Source organism: Candidatus Bathyarchaeota archaeon (assembly GCA_026014805.1).
Taxonomy (GTDB): Archaea; Thermoproteota; Bathyarchaeia; order Bathyarchaeales; family SOJC01; genus JAGLZW01.
In genome coordinates, this window is the sequence record JAOZHR010000024.1 from 1 (window position 1) to 15,846 (window position 15,846).

The 15,846-nt window shown below is 43.9% G+C and carries 17 protein-coding genes and 1 pseudogene; 13 read left to right on the top strand and 5 right to left on the bottom strand.

The window, feature by feature from the left end:
- From NWE91_05595 to NWE91_05620, 6 genes are all read left to right on the top strand, one after another.
- On the top strand, positions 1 to 792 hold a 792-nt coding region (locus NWE91_05595; GenBank protein ID MCW3985865.1), incomplete at its 5' end, for a type II secretion system F family protein.
- 12 nt (positions 793 to 804) lie between these two features.
- The gene (locus NWE91_05600) at positions 805 to 1,788 is read left to right on the top strand and encodes a hypothetical protein (GenBank protein MCW3985866.1); all 984 of its coding nucleotides are present in this window, start codon (positions 805 to 807) and stop codon (positions 1,786 to 1,788) included.
- A gap of 291 nt (positions 1,789 to 2,079) precedes the next feature.
- Positions 2,080 to 2,274, top strand: a complete 195-nt coding sequence (locus tag NWE91_05605; GenBank protein ID MCW3985867.1) for a hypothetical protein — start codon at positions 2,080 to 2,082, stop codon at positions 2,272 to 2,274.
- A gap of 353 nt (positions 2,275 to 2,627) precedes the next feature.
- On the top strand, positions 2,628 to 3,800 hold the full coding sequence (locus NWE91_05610) for a thiolase domain-containing protein (protein MCW3985868.1): 1,173 nt from the start codon (positions 2,628 to 2,630) through the stop codon (positions 3,798 to 3,800).
- 2 nt (positions 3,801 to 3,802) lie between these two features.
- On the top strand, positions 3,803 to 4,210 hold the full coding sequence (locus NWE91_05615) for a Zn-ribbon domain-containing OB-fold protein (protein ID MCW3985869.1): 408 nt from the start codon (positions 3,803 to 3,805) through the stop codon (positions 4,208 to 4,210).
- Positions 4,211 to 4,963: 753 nt separating this feature from the next.
- Positions 4,964 to 5,233, top strand: coding sequence for a hypothetical protein (locus NWE91_05620; protein MCW3985870.1), 270 nt, complete (start codon positions 4,964 to 4,966; stop codon positions 5,231 to 5,233).
- Here the strand turns inward: NWE91_05620 and NWE91_05625 are convergent.
- The gene (locus tag NWE91_05625) at positions 5,222 to 7,168 is read right to left on the bottom strand and encodes a cation-translocating P-type ATPase (GenBank protein MCW3985871.1); all 1,947 of its coding nucleotides are present in this window, start codon (positions 7,166 to 7,168) and stop codon (positions 5,222 to 5,224) included. The genes NWE91_05620 and NWE91_05625 overlap by 12 nt on opposite strands.
- Before the next feature lie 128 nt (positions 7,169 to 7,296).
- Between NWE91_05625 and NWE91_05630 the strand changes: the two genes are divergently transcribed.
- A complete protein-coding gene (locus NWE91_05630; protein ID MCW3985872.1) occupies positions 7,297 to 7,695 on the top strand; it encodes a CopG family ribbon-helix-helix protein in 399 nt (132 codons plus the stop codon).
- A 43-nt stretch (positions 7,696 to 7,738) separates the two neighbouring features.
- Here NWE91_05630 and NWE91_05635 read toward each other — a convergent pair whose 3' ends face one another.
- The 4 genes and pseudogenes from NWE91_05635 to NWE91_05650 all read right to left on the bottom strand — a co-directional run bounded on the left by NWE91_05635 (position 7,739) and on the right by NWE91_05650 (position 9,787).
- Positions 7,739 to 8,347, bottom strand: coding sequence for an N-acyl homoserine lactonase family protein (locus NWE91_05635; protein MCW3985873.1), 609 nt, complete (start codon positions 8,345 to 8,347; stop codon positions 7,739 to 7,741).
- Between the two features lie 116 nt (positions 8,348 to 8,463).
- Positions 8,464 to 9,150 carry an HAD family hydrolase gene (locus NWE91_05640; GenBank protein ID MCW3985874.1) on the bottom strand — a complete coding sequence of 229 codons (687 nt, stop codon included), beginning with the start codon at positions 9,148 to 9,150 and terminating at the stop codon, positions 8,464 to 8,466.
- Positions 9,151 to 9,259: 109 nt separating this feature from the next.
- Positions 9,260 to 9,502: a DNA-directed RNA polymerase subunit H gene (locus NWE91_05645; protein ID MCW3985875.1), complete on the bottom strand. Its 243-nt coding sequence runs from the start codon at positions 9,500 to 9,502 to the stop codon at positions 9,260 to 9,262.
- Positions 9,503 to 9,517: 15 nt separating this feature from the next.
- Positions 9,518 to 9,787: pseudogene (locus tag NWE91_05650) on the bottom strand (restriction endonuclease).
- A 186-nt stretch (positions 9,788 to 9,973) separates the two neighbouring features.
- On the opposite strand from NWE91_05650, the gene NWE91_05655 reads away from it, so the two are divergent.
- Genes NWE91_05655 through coaBC form a run of 6 tightly spaced genes read left to right on the top strand, consistent with a single transcriptional unit; the run spans position 9,974 to position 15,767 of the window.
- Positions 9,974 to 10,879 carry a pantoate kinase gene (locus tag NWE91_05655; protein ID MCW3985876.1) on the top strand — a complete coding sequence of 302 codons (906 nt, stop codon included), beginning with the start codon at positions 9,974 to 9,976 and terminating at the stop codon, positions 10,877 to 10,879.
- Entirely contained in the window at positions 10,876 to 11,682 is an 807-nt protein-coding gene (locus NWE91_05660; GenBank protein ID MCW3985877.1) for a 4-phosphopantoate--beta-alanine ligase, read from the top strand. The genes NWE91_05655 and NWE91_05660 overlap by 4 nt, the downstream gene beginning before the upstream one ends.
- Positions 11,672 to 12,580, top strand: a complete 909-nt coding sequence (locus NWE91_05665) for a 2-dehydropantoate 2-reductase (GenBank protein ID MCW3985878.1) — start codon at positions 11,672 to 11,674, stop codon at positions 12,578 to 12,580. The genes NWE91_05660 and NWE91_05665 overlap by 11 nt, the downstream gene beginning before the upstream one ends.
- On the top strand, positions 12,558 to 13,328 hold the full coding sequence (gene panB / locus NWE91_05670) for a 3-methyl-2-oxobutanoate hydroxymethyltransferase (GenBank protein MCW3985879.1): 771 nt from the start codon (positions 12,558 to 12,560) through the stop codon (positions 13,326 to 13,328). Before NWE91_05665 ends, panB begins: the two co-directional genes overlap by 23 nt.
- A 15-nt stretch (positions 13,329 to 13,343) precedes the next feature.
- Entirely contained in the window at positions 13,344 to 14,507 is a 1,164-nt protein-coding gene (gene mfnA / locus NWE91_05675; GenBank protein MCW3985880.1) for a tyrosine decarboxylase MfnA, read from the top strand.
- A 12-nt stretch (positions 14,508 to 14,519) separates the two neighbouring features.
- Complete coding sequence (coaBC, locus tag NWE91_05680; GenBank protein MCW3985881.1) at positions 14,520 to 15,767, top strand: bifunctional phosphopantothenoylcysteine decarboxylase/phosphopantothenate--cysteine ligase CoaBC; 1,248 nt, start codon at positions 14,520 to 14,522, stop codon at positions 15,765 to 15,767.
- Positions 15,768 to 15,846 lie beyond the last annotated feature (79 nt).

A 15,846-nucleotide genomic window follows, 5' to 3' on the forward strand; every position in this document is an offset into this window, starting at 1 on the left:
GGACTCTACACACCTCAAGAACCCTATCTAATCCCGCTAAGCCAGAAAGTGAACAACACCATGACCTTCGGCCTACTCATTGCGTTCACGTTTCCAGCCATAGTTGAATTTAACAACTATAGATGGGGCAGAGAAGTAGACAGAAACATTCCAAGGCTTCTTCGAGACGTCACTGAGGCAATCCGATCAGGGGTAACGCTTCCAAGAGCCCTTGAGGAAGCCTCCCAAAGAGACTATGGACCTCTCTCAAAAGAACTTGAACACGCCATTTCCAGGTTCATCTTAGGAACAAGCTGGGAAGATTCCCTCATGTCGCTTGCTCAACGCCTTGGACGCCCAATCGCCATAAGATTTTCCACCATACTCATTGAGGCACATCAGACAGGAGGCAAAATGATCGAGGTCCTCGATGCAAGCGTCGACCTCTTCTCAAGCCTCGACGAGTACAAGGAAGAGCAATACAGCAACATGAAACCCTACACCATGACAATCTACATGTCTGCAATCATATTCATGATAATCGCCTACGTCGTATTGCACCAATTTCTAGCTCCACTATACGAAACATCAACCAGCGCAGCCACCGCAGCAGTGAAGGAATCTGGACTGCTAGAAGGAATTCTCGACATCAACTATTATACTTCAATCCTCTTCTGGGCCTCAATCGTCGAATCAATCTTCGGTGGTCTTATAGCAGGGAAAATCGGAGACAGAACCCTCTCTGCTGGTCTACGTCACTCAGTCATCCTCATCATCGCCACACTTGCCTTCTTCAACACACCAAGCTTTTAGGGAGACTTGAAAATGGAACAAACACAAAAAACGATGCAAAAAAATGTTCAAAACGAAAACCACGAGCAGGAACTATTAGGCAAGCTGATTAAACGAGGAGTCTTGGAGCTCAAACCGCGTCTAAGCGATGTGGGAGTCCACTATATCGAGGCTGAAGAAACCTTGCAGACTGAGGATCCAGCTCAGGTTAAAGGCATACTCAAAAACTTGGAGAGAAAAGGAGCTCTCGTAGCCCAATTCGTAGACCGAGTCCTAACGTGTCCAGACTGTGGTTCACCAGAGGTCTTCTCAAAATACGCCTGTCCAAAATGCAATTCCATCAACGTAGAGTACACAGAACTCCTTGAACACATGAAATGCGGATACATGGGCTCAAAAGACAAATTCACTAAAGCTTCATCTCTAATCTGTCCAGAATGCCAAACCGAACTCGTAGATGACGCCCTACAATACCGCAGGATAGGAAACTGCTACCAATGCGAAAAATGCGGACACCGCTTCGACACACCAGAAGTCATCCACTTCTGTCAACAATGCAAAAGAAACTTCACACATCGAGAAGCAAAATATATCAAAATATACGCATACAAGATAGCTGAAGAAACAGTAAACAAATTCTCGAAAGACCTACCACTCTACGAAAGCGTAGAAGAAATCCTCCGCGAAAAAGGGTATGACATCCAATTTCACAGTCAGATAACAGGGACATCCGGAGTACAGCATCCCTTCGACATCGTAGCGAAAAAACAAGACGTTCTCTTGGTCGCCGACGTATCCCTCACCGGAGACAAAAACGACGCCGTCTCCCTCCTTGGAAAGAAGATGGACATAAACCCCACAGAGTGCCTCTTAATCGACCTGTCCGACCGTGAAGAGCTCCTTTCTCTAGGCAAAGTATACGGCATAACAATCCTAAAAGGCGGAAACGAAAAACAACTCAAAAGAAAACTACGTGATTTTCTTGCCATCCTCGATTCGCCCACGCAAACTAGTTAGAGTTCTTTATTGTACTAGTAACAGGGATCTAGGTTTCGTTAAGAACGCCCACTTCATGTTTCTCCAACAGACAATCGGTTGCATAATAAGAGAATCGCTCCACCTAATGTCTACTTGCAGCAAATCTTGAGTTTGTCCTAGCCGCTTTGCATAAGCGTTGCAGGAGACTTTCTTCTGAATTTAACATCAAGAACGCGTTGCTTTTCGATTTGGTGAGTATTGATTATAACCAAAAGCTTAAGGGGAATTTCATTGCACTGGATCATGGCAAAGTAGAATGGCGCGCGCGCATTGAATCATCCACAGAAAAGAGGAACCCCACGCCGGTTTAAACTAAGTAGCACCTTAATGGCAAGGCTTAGCAAGCTGCCTCCAAGGTCACGCAAAATCTTCGGAATCAAATGGAAAAACGCCATTGGCATCAACTTCAGACGCAACGCAAAAGAATCGCTGACAAACTGCAGAACCCCAGAATACTACGCCTAACGTTCCACACGTTCAGACATTGGAAAGTAACAACAGAATACCACAAAACCAAAGACATACTCCGTCAAACAGCTGCTAGGACACAAGAACATCAACAACACCCTGGTCTACATTCAGCTAGTCACCTTCGAATCTGACGAATACCATGCCAGAACTGGCAAAACCGTAAGAGAAGCATGTGAACTTGCAGAAGCTGGCTTTGAATACTTCACAACCATGGAAGACGTTTAGATCTTCCGAAAACGCAAATAAGAGTATAGCTTAAACAGACAAAAACACAGGTTATATATTCGTTTAAACTATACTCTCTGCTCTCCCGAAAATCCATATTTCACCTATTTGGAGGAAACTCATTGACTGGAAAACCATTAGTTTCCATAGTTTCTGCTGGTCTTTCAAAATTTGGAAAGCGAAAAGGACTATACGGCAGAGAACTTTTCGTCGAAGCCGCAAGCGAAGCGTTCGAGAGATGCCCTAACCTAGACCCCAAAAAAGACATCAAAGCAGCGTTCATAGGCATGATGGGCGAATCTTTTGAACACCAAGGTCACACAGCACCAACTGTCATAGACTGGGTAGGATTACTACCCATGCAAGCAGTAAGAACCGAAGGAGCATGCGGCTCTTCAGGCGTGGCCATACGTTGCGGAATCTTTGCGGTTCTCTCAGGTCTCGCAGATGTTGTGATGGTTGGAGGCGTTGAGAAAATGACCCACAGAGCCACCGCAGACGTCACAGAATACCTAGCCATGGCATGTGATTTCCCCTTTGAACAGTGGAATGGCTTAACCTTCCCCGGACTCTTCGCCATGGTAGCTACATCTCACATGCACAAGTATGGTACAACCGAAGAGCAAATGGCTCTAGTGGCAGTGAAGAATCACCATCACGGCGCTATGAACCCAAAAGCCCACATGCAAAAAGAGATAACGTTGGAGAAAGCTATGTCTTCGCGTGTTATTGCGTGGCCCCTTAAGCTTTATGATTGCTCGTTAATAACTGACGGTGCGAGCTGTCTAATTCTAACCAAGCCAGAACTTGCCAAAAAATTCACGGACGCACCTGTCCACATAATTGGCTCAGGACAAGCGAGCGACACTATTGGACTGTACGAAAGGAAAGAATTTACAACTCTGAGAGTTGGCAAGCTTGCAGGAGAAGAAGCCTACAAGATGGCTGGCGTCGCTCCTTCTGACATAGATGTTGCAGAAGTACATGACTGCTTTACAATCGCAGAAATTGTGGCTTATGAAGACCTCGGCTTCTGTAAACCAGGAGAAGGCGGCCCCTTCATAGAGGAAGGACATAGTCAAATCGGTGGTAAAGTAGCCGTATGCACAAGCGGTGGATTGAAATCAAAAGGACATCCCGTAGGGGCAACCGGCGCAGCTCAAGCGTATGAGATATATTTACAATTAACTGGACAGGCAGGAAAAAGACAAGTTAAGGGCGCTGAGATAGGTTTAACCCACAACGTTGGAGGCTTAGGCGCAACAGGCGTTGTAAACATTTACAGGAGGGGTTAAAAATGACAGAGAAACCAGAACTTTTCACCATCGAAAGCTTCTACAAATTTGTGAAGGAAGGAAAACTTATGGGCGCCAAATGCAACAAATGTGGAGCACTGCTGGTACCTCCAAAGCCAATGTGCCCAAAATGCTTCTCCAAAGACTTGAAATGGAAAGAACTCCAAAAACAAGGAAAACTGCGAACCTACACCGTGATTCATATCGCGCCCAAAGAATTCCAGCAATCAACGCCCTACGCAGTTGGGATAGTTAAACTAGAAGATGATGCGCAACTGCCAGGAATGATAAAAAGTATAGCCTTAGATAAGATTAAAGTGGGCATGGATTTACGCGTTGGCTTTGAGAAAGAACCAGTATCCGAGGAGTGGCCACAATGGCCAAGATACTACTTTAAACCCTTGACATGATTTTTAAAACCTAGGCTCTTTCACTTTCTCTTTCGGTAGATTGCAACGTTTCCTCTGTCGTCAAAGCGTACAAATTCAAAACCAGCTTGGATAAGTTTGTCCTCTTCATCTAAGGTTTCCGCGTGCGCTACGTGCCACTCGTCGCTTTCAAAGTTAATTAGCTGTGTGTAGATGATGGTGTTTTCAATGCTACGATGTCAAGCTTTTTCTGCACAAATAATATGTCTTTGGTTTTATGGCATTCTATTGTTGTTTTCCAGTGGCAGAAAGTGTGAAAGGATATTCTCAGTAGCCTAGAGTTCTGGAGTTTGGCTGCTACCTTGACCCAGTTGGCCTAGTTGAACCATGTTAAGGTTTACCTCTTTTAGCAGAAACGAGTGCGCGTAACTAAAGCTCACGCAAAACAATCCTTTTAGCTCGCTCAAAATAGCCAGCCTCTCTCAGCTCAGATCGTTCTGGACGTAACCCACGAAGGCAAGCTTCAGGATGCTCCCACATATAAAGCTCTTCGGCCTTACGCCAAATCTGCTCACGAACAGCAGGCCAAAACGAACCCCTTACTTTCCGTGGCAAAGCCATTCCCACTCTACTCTTCTGAAACCTTGACCTTCTCAACCTTCTTTAGCCATGCATGCAGGTCTTCCGTCTCTATAACCCTCAAATTCACAACCTTACCCTCAAGCAATTCCTATCACCACACAAATTGTCAATCTATTGTTCGTTAATTACGTCTTCTGCTTCAGTTTTTATGATTTGTGGAAAAAAACTCCAGAGAAATCAATTAAAGCTGTAATTCATCTAACTGAAAATCATGAGATTATGTTCATCGTAACTTATTTTTATAATGTTCTCAAGAACAAGGTCAGACAGTTTCTTGACATAAAGAGAAGAGCAAAGAAGGTCTACTTCAGACATGGTTGTATGGATTATGAAATCTTCAGGAGTGATAACGATAGTGCTTGGAGATTAATAGATTCAGAAGCAAAGAACACTATGGTTAAAGAACACATTTTAGAACCTTAGTTTTGTGAGACGAAGTGTATTCAAGAGTGTTAGCATGGTTAGGCCGTCGTCTCCTAGGGCTACTGTGAACCAGAGAGGAGTGAATCCCATTAGTCCAAGTGCGCCGAGAACTAGTTTTACTCCAAGGGAGACCGCTATGTTTTGTTTGGCGATTCTTACTGTCATTTTGCTTAGCTTGTGTAATGTGGGAATTTGAGCTAGTTCGTCTTTGACTAAGATTATGTCCGCTGACTCCAAGGCGACATCTACTTTTCCTCCGCCCATAGCAATGCCTACATCTGAGGCTGCCAACGCGGGTGCATCATTGACACCATCTCCCACCATTGCTACTAGACCATGTTTTTCTCTTGTCTTGGCTATAATTTTCAACTTGTCTTCTGGAAATAGCTTAGCGTAAACTTCAGCAATTCCTATACGTTCAGCGGTTTCTTGAGCTATCTCAGCCTTGTCTCCAGTTAATATCGCTATATGTAATCCTGCTTCTTTTAGAGCCTTTACAGCTCGAACAGCGTCTTCACGGACATCGTCAATTATACATATTAAGGAAGTTGCTGTTTCGTCTAAAGAGACACAGACTGCAGAATGCTTCTCGTTCTCATAGGCTTCACTAATGGACTCACAATCACTGCCATATTGTTTCAGCAAATCCGTGCTTCCCACTATTACTCGAGTGCCATCTACGTATCCCATTATGCCTTTACCTGGGATCTCCTTCACATTCTTTACATCAAGCTCTCTGAAGTTAAGATTGCTATCTGCTGCGCTTTTTGTGACGGCTTGAGCAAGAGGATGATTAGAGAACTGCTCTAGTGCTGCTGCGTACATCAAAGCCTTTTCATCCAATTCAGAGACGCCTTTAATACAATGGACAACCGGTTTGCCAAGAGTCAACGTGCCGGTTTTATCAAATAAAACAGCCCCTATTTTATCCATTTTTTCTACGTAGACTCCACCCTTAATGACAACTCCTCTTCTCGCAGCAAGCGTAACAGCAGTAAACATCGTTGCTGGAACAGATATGATGAAGGCGCTGGGACACGAGATCACAAGAAGTATCAAGGCACGGTATAGCCAAATTTCAAAGGACCCAGAAAGAATACTAGGCATGAAGAAAGCCGTGAATAGGGCAAGAGAAATAACGATTGGAACGTAGAATTTGGCGAATCTATCAACAAGTTTTTCGATAGATGCCTTTCTTTTTCTAGATTGTATAACAAGTTTCACTATCCTCGAGACCAGTGTATCTCCAGCTTTTTTGCTAACAGAAATTTTTAGAACACCACTTGTGTTCAAAGTACCAGCATAAGCATTGTCGCCAAACTTCTTCAAAACAAAAGCCGATTCACCAGTCACCAAAGACTGATCAACGTAAGAAACACCATCTGTTATAACTCCGTCAAGAACAATTCTCTCCCCAGGCCTAATAAGAACGGTTGTCCCTGGCAAAACAGCCGTCACATCTACATTTTCCTCTTTGCCGTCATCAGTTATTATCCGCGCCTTGTCAGGCATAAATTCCGAAAGCTTTTCAACGGTTCTTCTGGCTCTGTCTTGAATGTACCCCTCAAAATACTCCGCTAAAGAGTACAGAAACAAGACGGTAACAGCTTCAAAGAGGAAAGCCAAGTACATGGCACCGAAGGCAGCGGTCGCCATCAGAAACTCCACTGAAAATCTTCTCTCAAAAATCAGTTCTTCAAAGCCCAAAACTCCGATGTAGCTGGCTGCAACGACAATTGTGGTGTAGTAGATGATTGTTGATACTGTAGCTTGTTCGTTCAGCAGAGGTATCACGAAACCCAGAGGAACACCTTGGACGAAAAAATCAAGTAAAGCAGCAGACGCCATTGTAAATGCCAAAGCGATAGCCATTGGAATCCAAATTCGCCTGTCTTTTTTGTCCTCAAAGTCTCCTTCTTTGATTCTAGAGACCATTTTCAACCTCTGCCTTCCTTAACATGTTCAACCTAGAAGAATCATATTAACATAGTGTTAAAAAAACGGATAGGAATATTAGTAGGATAGTATTAGGTTCTGATTATGTTAATATAAAGTGGTGTCCAATGACTGTTGTTAGTATAACTCTTCCTGGAGAGCTTCTTAGAAAGTTTGATGAGTTTACCAAAGCCAGAGGATATTATAGCCGTTCTGAGGCTTTCAGAGACGCTATTAGGAGTCTAATCGCTGAAGCAGAAATCGCTCGGCTCGAGAAGGGCCGAGTTGCAACAACCATTATGATCATATGTGACTATGCAAGAAAAGATGTGGACAGGCACGTTTCTGAGGTAAGACATGAGTACGATGATGTGGTTGTTGAGAACGTTCACAGGCACATTGAAGAGAAATATTGCTTGGAAATTTTCATCGCTGAAGGAAATTATCAGAGAATCTTGGACTTAGTTGGTCGAATTAGAGGAATGCGGGGAATTCTCGAAGTAAAAGCCCTGTTCATGCCTTTATGACTATGCGAATCTACTGTTCAAACACGTTCAGGCAAACATTCCTCTATTTTAGGCTCTGCCGTTCTTTGCCATGTGAAAAAATGTATACGGCATCTTTGACAGCGCGAAGTTTGTCAATTGACTTCAAAGCTTGGTCTGCACGGTAAAGTACGCCTGGGATGTTTCGTTTTTCCAAGTTTTCTCTAAGAGGTGCGGCATCGCCGCAATAAACAAACTTGTCAGCGCCGTACTGGATTATTGCCGATTGATGACCGATTGAGTGCCCTGATGTTGGCATAATTGTCACACTGTCGGTTACTCGGTATTTTCCTTTAACCAATTCATAATTTACATCAACATCAAAAAATTCTCGAAGATAGGCGGCGTTCTGAAAACGGTCTGGAGCATAGGCATATCGTATCTCATCAGCTTGAACATAAAAACGCGCGTTTTTAAACAGTTTATTGTTACCGCAATGGTCAAAGTGCAAATGAGTATTGATAACAACTGTTATATCTTCCGGCTTTAATCTGAAATTTTGCAGCTGCATTTGCAAACTTTGGTCTCGACTTCTCTTAACCGTGTGGAATCTTCTATATTGCGGAGGGAGTTCTCCGATTCCGGTATCTGCAAGAACTTTTTCTCCTTCACATAGCACAAGCAAAGGCTTCAATGCTGCTTCATAAGTTTCCCTTTGATACTTAGAATAGACGAGAAACCCTTTATCTAGAGTAAAATAGCCATTGCTGAGTAATTGACTTTCATTTTTTTAGCCACTGAAAATAATCGTCAGCCTTCGTTTTTGTTTAGCTTAGTTATCAGAATGGGCAAATCGGTTATTGACTCAATTGTGTGCACAGCGCCTGCGTGGTTTAATTTTCTAATCGCGTCACTTTCTTTTGCTATACCAACAGCGGTGGCATTCAATGCTTTAGCGCTTCTCATGTCTACGACGCTGTCACCCACCACAATCGTTTCATTAGCATTCATATTCAGAGCTTTCAGGGCAGCAGCGAGGTGAGACGGGTGGGGTTTTACATTTGAAACGATTTCTCTTGTGATCGTAGCATCGAAGAATTGCCTAAGGCAAAAGTTGTCGAGGATATAGTCTGTTGATTTTTCGCTGTTAATTGTGAAAATAGCTAGCTTCAAGTTCATCTTCTTCAACGTTTTTAATATTTCAAATACACCTGGCAGAAGCGAGGTCTCACGAGCAGCTTTAATCTCATGTTTGCCTGCCATGGAAAGAACATGTTTTTGAATAGTAGAGAATTCCCGTTCTTTTCTACCGTTGTTTCTCATGTAAACTTTGGCTTTTTTTAGCATTTCGAAGATGCTTTCATTTATAGAAAATATAGAGGCTGGCAAACCTTCGTTTGTCAAAAATTGCATTACTTCAGCTCTTACGGTTTTGTAGTCAAGGTTGAATTCAGCAAGAGTTCCATCCAAGTCAAAGACGACAGCTTTTATGGTCACGTGAAGCCTCCGAATGTTCCTATGGCTGGGCGATAGTGCAATGTATTATCTGATATAGGTTTCGGTTGGGAAAGGTTCCTAGGAAATTCTCTGGAGAAATGCTTGATATTTAGTCTTCTACTACATATCGGTAGGAAACATATTTTCCTGCTGTGGCGCTGTCCCGAAAGATTTTAACGATGTCGCCTGTTTTTGCGCCTATGGTTATTACTGCTGGGTCAGAAGTCTTTATTATTGGTAGTTGATAAGGTTGAACATGATATTGGGCCAGCAGTTTCTCGCGTTCGTCTGGTGGCAGAATTTCGTGTTTTGGCACAAGCTCATGGTCAAAAAGATTGAAAATTGGGAAAATTCGCGGAATTAGCTCTACCCCGTTTTTCTGTGCAGTTTTTCTAGCGGCCTGTGTATAACGTCCACCTGTGACTACTATTGCTCTTTCCAGTTTTTCCTCTTCCATTGTCTTCACTAAGTCTTTTATGAACTGAACTCCTACAGTGCGTTGAGATGGAATACAATAAATCATATTTTTGCCCTCTGGTGTTTTTACGAAGAATCCAATGGCATTTTTATATTCTTTCTTTTTCAGAAGTTTGTAGCCTCTCATTTTGATGAGGATTTTTACTCTTTTCTCTTCCAACGGTGTCGTTGCTTCATTACTCAAACATGTAACCTCTAATTAGCCGAATACTGAAAGACAACACCTAAATAGCCCTTAAACTTTGTGCTTACTGAGATTAGAACGTCTTTAAACACGTATAAACAAATCATACGTAATTCTTATTTTCGACACACTCTTCATATATCACTCGAAAGGTTTGGAAACATGAAAACTGCGGAAGCCTTTGCTCCAGCACATATTACGGGCTTGTTCCAGATATGCGATGAATCAGCCGACCCGCTATACAAAGGTTCGAAAGGCGCAGGAGTCTTAATGAAACATGGAGTAAAAACCAAAGTAACCCTAAAAAACGCTCCGGAAAACAATCTGGAAATATGGATAAATGGGCGTAAAACGGTTTCCGCAAACGTTTCCGAAACCGTAGCAAAAGATTTCCTATCCAAACTCAAAGAAAAAATCGCGGTGACAGTTGAACATGCCGTTCATGTGCCGATCGGCGCGGGTTTCGGCTCAAGCGGAGCTGCAGCTTTAAGTCTCGCTCTAACACTCAACAGAGCTTTAAATTTGGGCTTAACTAGCATAGAAGCCGCTCAAACGGCGCACACAGCAGAAATTCTGTGCAAAACAGGGCTGGGCACGGTCATAGCCGAAACTTGCGGCGGATTAGAAATACGCACAGAGCCAGGAGCATCCGGAATCGGAAAGGTTCAGCACATTCCAATAAGCGACGACTATAAGGTCGTTTGCCTAAGCTTCGGAAGTCTATCAACCAGAAAAGCTTTGACCGATACGAAGCTTCGCCAACGCATCAACGAGTGGGGCGGAAAACTTTTAGAAAGTCTCATGGAAGAGCCAAACTTGAAGAATTTTTTGAGGTTCTCTAAAAGGTTTGCAGAACATACGGGGCTAATCACAGAAAGGGTTCGTCGGGTTTTAAACGAAACAGATGCTTCAGGAATTGTTTGCAGTATGCCCATGTTCGGTGAAGGGGCCTTTTCTATAGCCAAAAAAGACGATTTGGAAACGCTTCTCGAAATCTTTCGGAGACATGGCTCTGCAGATAAAATCCTCGTCAGCGAAATCGACTTTGGAGGAGCGAGACTATTATGAAAATTAAGATTTCAGAGAGGCATCCTCGTGCTGAATCGTTGCGGATACGTGAAAAGCTCATAGAAGGGTTCGAAACGGGCGTCGTAGCACATGCCGGGCTCATAGCTCACGGCAGAGGGGAAGCCTTCGACTACCTTTTGGGCGAAAAAACCGTTCCGCCAGCATCTAAGGCTATAAGAGCTGCAGCCGCCCTGTTATTGACGGCGGAGAACCCGGTTATCTCCGTGAACGGAAACACAGCTACGTTAACAGCAAAAGAAGTAGTAACGTTAGTCGGAATTGTCAAAGCAAAAATAGAGGTAAATCTCTTCTACCGAACAGCCGAAAGAGAAGAAGCAATCAAAAACCTTTTAGAAAAAGCTGGGGCGAAGTTAGTTTTAGGCGTGGGCGAGAAAGCTTCAGCGCGTATTCCGGAAATAGGAAGCGAAAGGCGTCGTGTAGACCCGCGGGGGATGCTCGTGGCCGATGTGGTTCTAGTTCCTCTCGAAGACGGAGACCGGACCGAAGCTCTTGTCAAAATGGGAAAGAAAGTTATAGCCATCGATTTGAACCCGCTTTCCAGAACAGCAAAAAAAGCCTCAATCACTATTGTAGACAACGTCATAAGAGCTATGCCATTGCTTGTGGAAACAGCAAAAAAACTTCAAAAAGAAAACAGAGAAAAACTTGAAGAAATTCTGCAAGGGTTCAACAACACGGAAAACCTTAGCAAATACATAGGTCTAATCAGGGAAAGACTGAGCGAACTAGCTGCTAAAGGAAAATTCCTCGACTTGGAAAAAGTGGAAAAGTATGGACGCTGACAAGATTTTTGTTTTGGGTGCTGGAGCCATTGGAAGCATTTACGGCGCATTACTGTCAAGGAAGAAAGACGTTACTTTGATTGGAAGCCAAACACACGTAGAAGCCATACACGCTCAAGGCTTGAAGTTCACGGGTGATATAGATCAAAATTTCCGTTTAAAAGCAGATATAAGAATCACCGAAATTCCATCCAACACGCTCATTCTCTTGACAACCAAGGCTCATGATTCTGTTCGAGCTGTAAGCCAGATAAAAAGAATGTTAAGGAAAGACACAGTCATACTTGTTTTGCAGAATGGCTTAGGAAACGAAGAAATCGTCAAAGAACTAGTTGGCGACGAAGTTGAAGTTTTGCGGGGCTTAACGATGATGGCTGCCGAATTCCTAGAACCCGGAAAAATCCGGGTCTGGAAAAATGAAACAGTCATAGCGAAAAGCAAAACAGCTCAAGAAATAGCCGCCCTTTTCAACGATTGCGGCTTGGAAACACGTATTTCAAGAAACATCACAAACGAAGTCTGGAATAAACTCGTTTTAAACAGCGTCATTAACCCCCTAACAGCGCTTTTCCACATTCGAAACCATAAAATAGCGTCTGACACGCTCAAATGGGTTAGACACGAAATCGTGCAAGAATGCCTCGCCATAGGAAAAGCAGAAGGAATAGATCTCAAAATAGACCTAGATGAGCTTGACCGCAGGATTCTGAGCTACACCAACCTTTCTTCTATGTGTCAAGACGTAATGAAGAAGAAAAAGACAGAAATCGACTTCCTAAACGGCAAGATAGCAGAACTCGGACATAAACACATGATTCCGACGCCTGTAAACCAGACATTGACTTGTCTAACAAAATTCTTGGAGGAAAAACCAGTTGGAGCTCGAAGACAAGATTAAGCAAAAGAAAGGAAAAGACAAAATCGTGATGTTGACGGCTTACGATTATCAAATGGCGAAAATCCTCGATGAGGCTCTCTTAGATCTAATCCTCGTAGGCGACAGCCTCGGAATGGTTTTCCAAGGCTGCAAAGACACAAAAAGCATCACGATGGAAGATATGGTTTACCACACAAGAGCAGTGGCACGAGGAGCTCAAAACACACCTATTATCGGAGACATGCCCATACATAGCTATGACACTGTGGAAATGGCGCTAGAAAACGCCAGGCGATTTTTGGAAGCTGGAGCCAACGGCGTAAAAATAGAGGGAAACAAGCCAGAAATAATCAAGGCGTTACTAGACGCGGGCATTCCAGTTATGGGACATGCGGGACTTTTACCTCAAACAGCAGAAGCCTATAGGATGCGAGGTAAAACTCCAGAGAAAGCTGAGCGGATATTTCAGGACACTTTTGAAATCGACAAATACGGCGTCTTTTCCATAGTTTTAGAATGCATCCCAGAAAGTTTGGCGAAGAAGATTACAGAAAACGTTAAGGCGCCAACGATTGGCATTGGTGCTGGAAAATTCTGTGACGGCCAGGTTTTAGTCATAAACGATATGCTGGGACTCGATGAAAGTTTTGCACCTAAGTACTTGAAAAAATACACAAATTTGAACAAAATCATTAAAGACGCTGTAGAAAGGTTTACGGAAGAGGTGCGTTCAGGCGCCTATCCAGATGAGGAACATACCTACCATTAAGGGAGCGGAGCATAAATGAGAGAGAAGGGATTGCCAGCCGAAACTGTTCTGAAAGAGATAGAGGCTAAGCTCGGCAGAGATTTCGCGTTTGGATCTGGCAAGATTCTAGGGTCTATGTGCACTTCGCCTCACGCTCTGGCCCAGCAAGCATACACCAAGTTCTTAGAGAAAAATCTAGGTGACCCTGGGCTTTTCCCAGCTACTGCTCAACTGGAAAGGGAAGCCATCCAAATGTTAGGCTCGCTTCTGTCAAATCCAGACGCTGCCGGAAACATTGTCACTGGAGGAACTGAAGCCAATATACTCGCCCTCTGGGCCTTCAAAAATTCAAAAACGAAAAACGGCGGTGAAATTATCGTGCCTGTCTCGGCACATTGCTCCTTTGACAAAGCTGCGAGTCTACTAGGCTTCGAAATAGTTAGAGTGGGGTTGAACAGTCGTTTTCAAGTGGACGCGGAAACCGTTAGGCGGGCGGTAAACGCTAAGACAGTGGCAGTAGTGGGCATAGCCGGAACCACGAGCCTAGGCATAGTAGACCCCATTGAAGAGCTTTCAGAAATAGCCCGAGAAAACGGCTTATTTCTACACGTGGACGCAGCCTTCGGAGGATTCGTCATCCCATTCTTGGGGGAGTTGGGATACAAAGCGCCCGAATTTGACTTCCAACTGTCCGGCGTCTGTTCTATCACCATAGACCCGCACAAGATGGGTTTGGCTCCTATTCCAGCTGGCGGAATTCTTTTCAAGAATTCGGATTTGAAAGAGGCGATAACGTGGAAGGTTCCATACTTGGCTGGAGGCGAAACCGAGCAAGCAACTTTTGTAGGCACGCGTTCCGGGGCTTCTGTAATAGCGGTTTGGACGTTGCTCCAGCATTTGGGAAGGGAAGGCTACAGGAAAATCGTTAAGCGTTGCATGTGTTTAACATGGAAACTCGCTGAAGAAATTAGGCAAATCCACGAGTTAGACATTATGATAGAGCCTACTACGAACGTTGTGGGCATAAAATCTGATGTTTTTGACGTTAAGCAAATAGCTGGAAAACTGCTAAAACGAGGGTGGGCGGTTTCGCTCTTTCCACGGCATATAAGAATCGTAGTCATGCCACATACACGAGAGGAACACTTGGAAAGTTTCCTAAAAGATTTAAGAATAACAGTCAAAAAGTTAAACGGTTAGAAGTGTAAAAGTTTGAAACAGCATCCATCAAAAGACATAATCGGAACCAAAAGTGAAGAACTGGGGGAAAAACGGGTAGTTCTATGCGTTACCGGAAGTGTAGCCGCGGTTCGAAGCCCAGAAATTGCTAGAGAACTCATGCGTCGAGGAGCCAAGGTCTACCCCGTGATGTCCCAAACCGCTCAGAAAATCATCCACCCTTACCTAATGGAGTGGGCAACTGGAAACCACGTAGTCACCGAGCTAACCGGAAAAATTGAGCATGTGGCTTTGGTTGGCGAACGTCCTGAAAAAGCGGACTTGGTGCTCATTGCACCTGCCACAGCTAACACCATAAGTAAGATAGCCGTTGGAATAGATGACACAACCGTCACTTCCGTGGCTTCCACAGCCATGGGTTCTGAAACGCCTATAATGATAGTTCCAGCCATGCACCAATCAATGTATAAGCATCCCATACTTGAAGAGAATATCCAAAAACTTAAGGCCCTAGGCATACAATTCGTCGGACCCAAAATCGAGGAAGGAAAAGCGAAAATTGCGGACACAGGAGAAATAGTTGAAGCCATCATCCGCAAACTCGTGGCTGAACAAGACTTTCGTGGAAAACGTTTCCTAGTCACTGCGGGACCAACAATCGAATACATCGACAACGTGAGGGTTATTACAAACAAGAGTTCGGGTAAAATGGGTGCAGCCATAGCTAAAGAAGCCCAGAAAAGAGGCGCGGAAGTCACCCTCGTTTATGGCTTGGGCACGGCTATTCTGCCTTTCAAAGCGAAGGTTTTGAACGTAGAAACAACTGAGGAAATGCGACGCACGGTTTTAGAAGAGCTAAGAAACGTAAATTACGACATTGCAGTCGCGGCTGCAGCGGTTTCGGACTGGACTTTGGCAAAGCCGTATAAAGGTAAGGTTTCCACATGGAAGGTTTCTTCGCTTACTTTGAAGCTGAAGCCTACCTCCAAAATCGTCGACAAAATAAAAAAGATAAGCCCAAAAACCTTTCTTGTGGTTTTTCGAGCTGGATACAGAGTTTCTGACAAAAAACTAATCGAAAGCGCTTATAAACGGTTAAAGCGAGCCAATGCAGATTTGGTCGTGGCAAACGATGTTTCAAGAAAAGGCGTGGGCTTCAGAACCGACACCAACGAAGTTTTCATAATAGACAAGAAAAAAAACGTTGTTCATGTGCCGTTAAGTTCGAAGTGTTTTGTTGCGAAGAAGATTCTGGACATGCTAAAAGGAAAAGTCAGCTAAAATAGGCTTATAAGCAGGGCGAATGTATGCATTTATGCTCCCATAAGCGAACGCAAATGCACGCACATCACACAGTAAG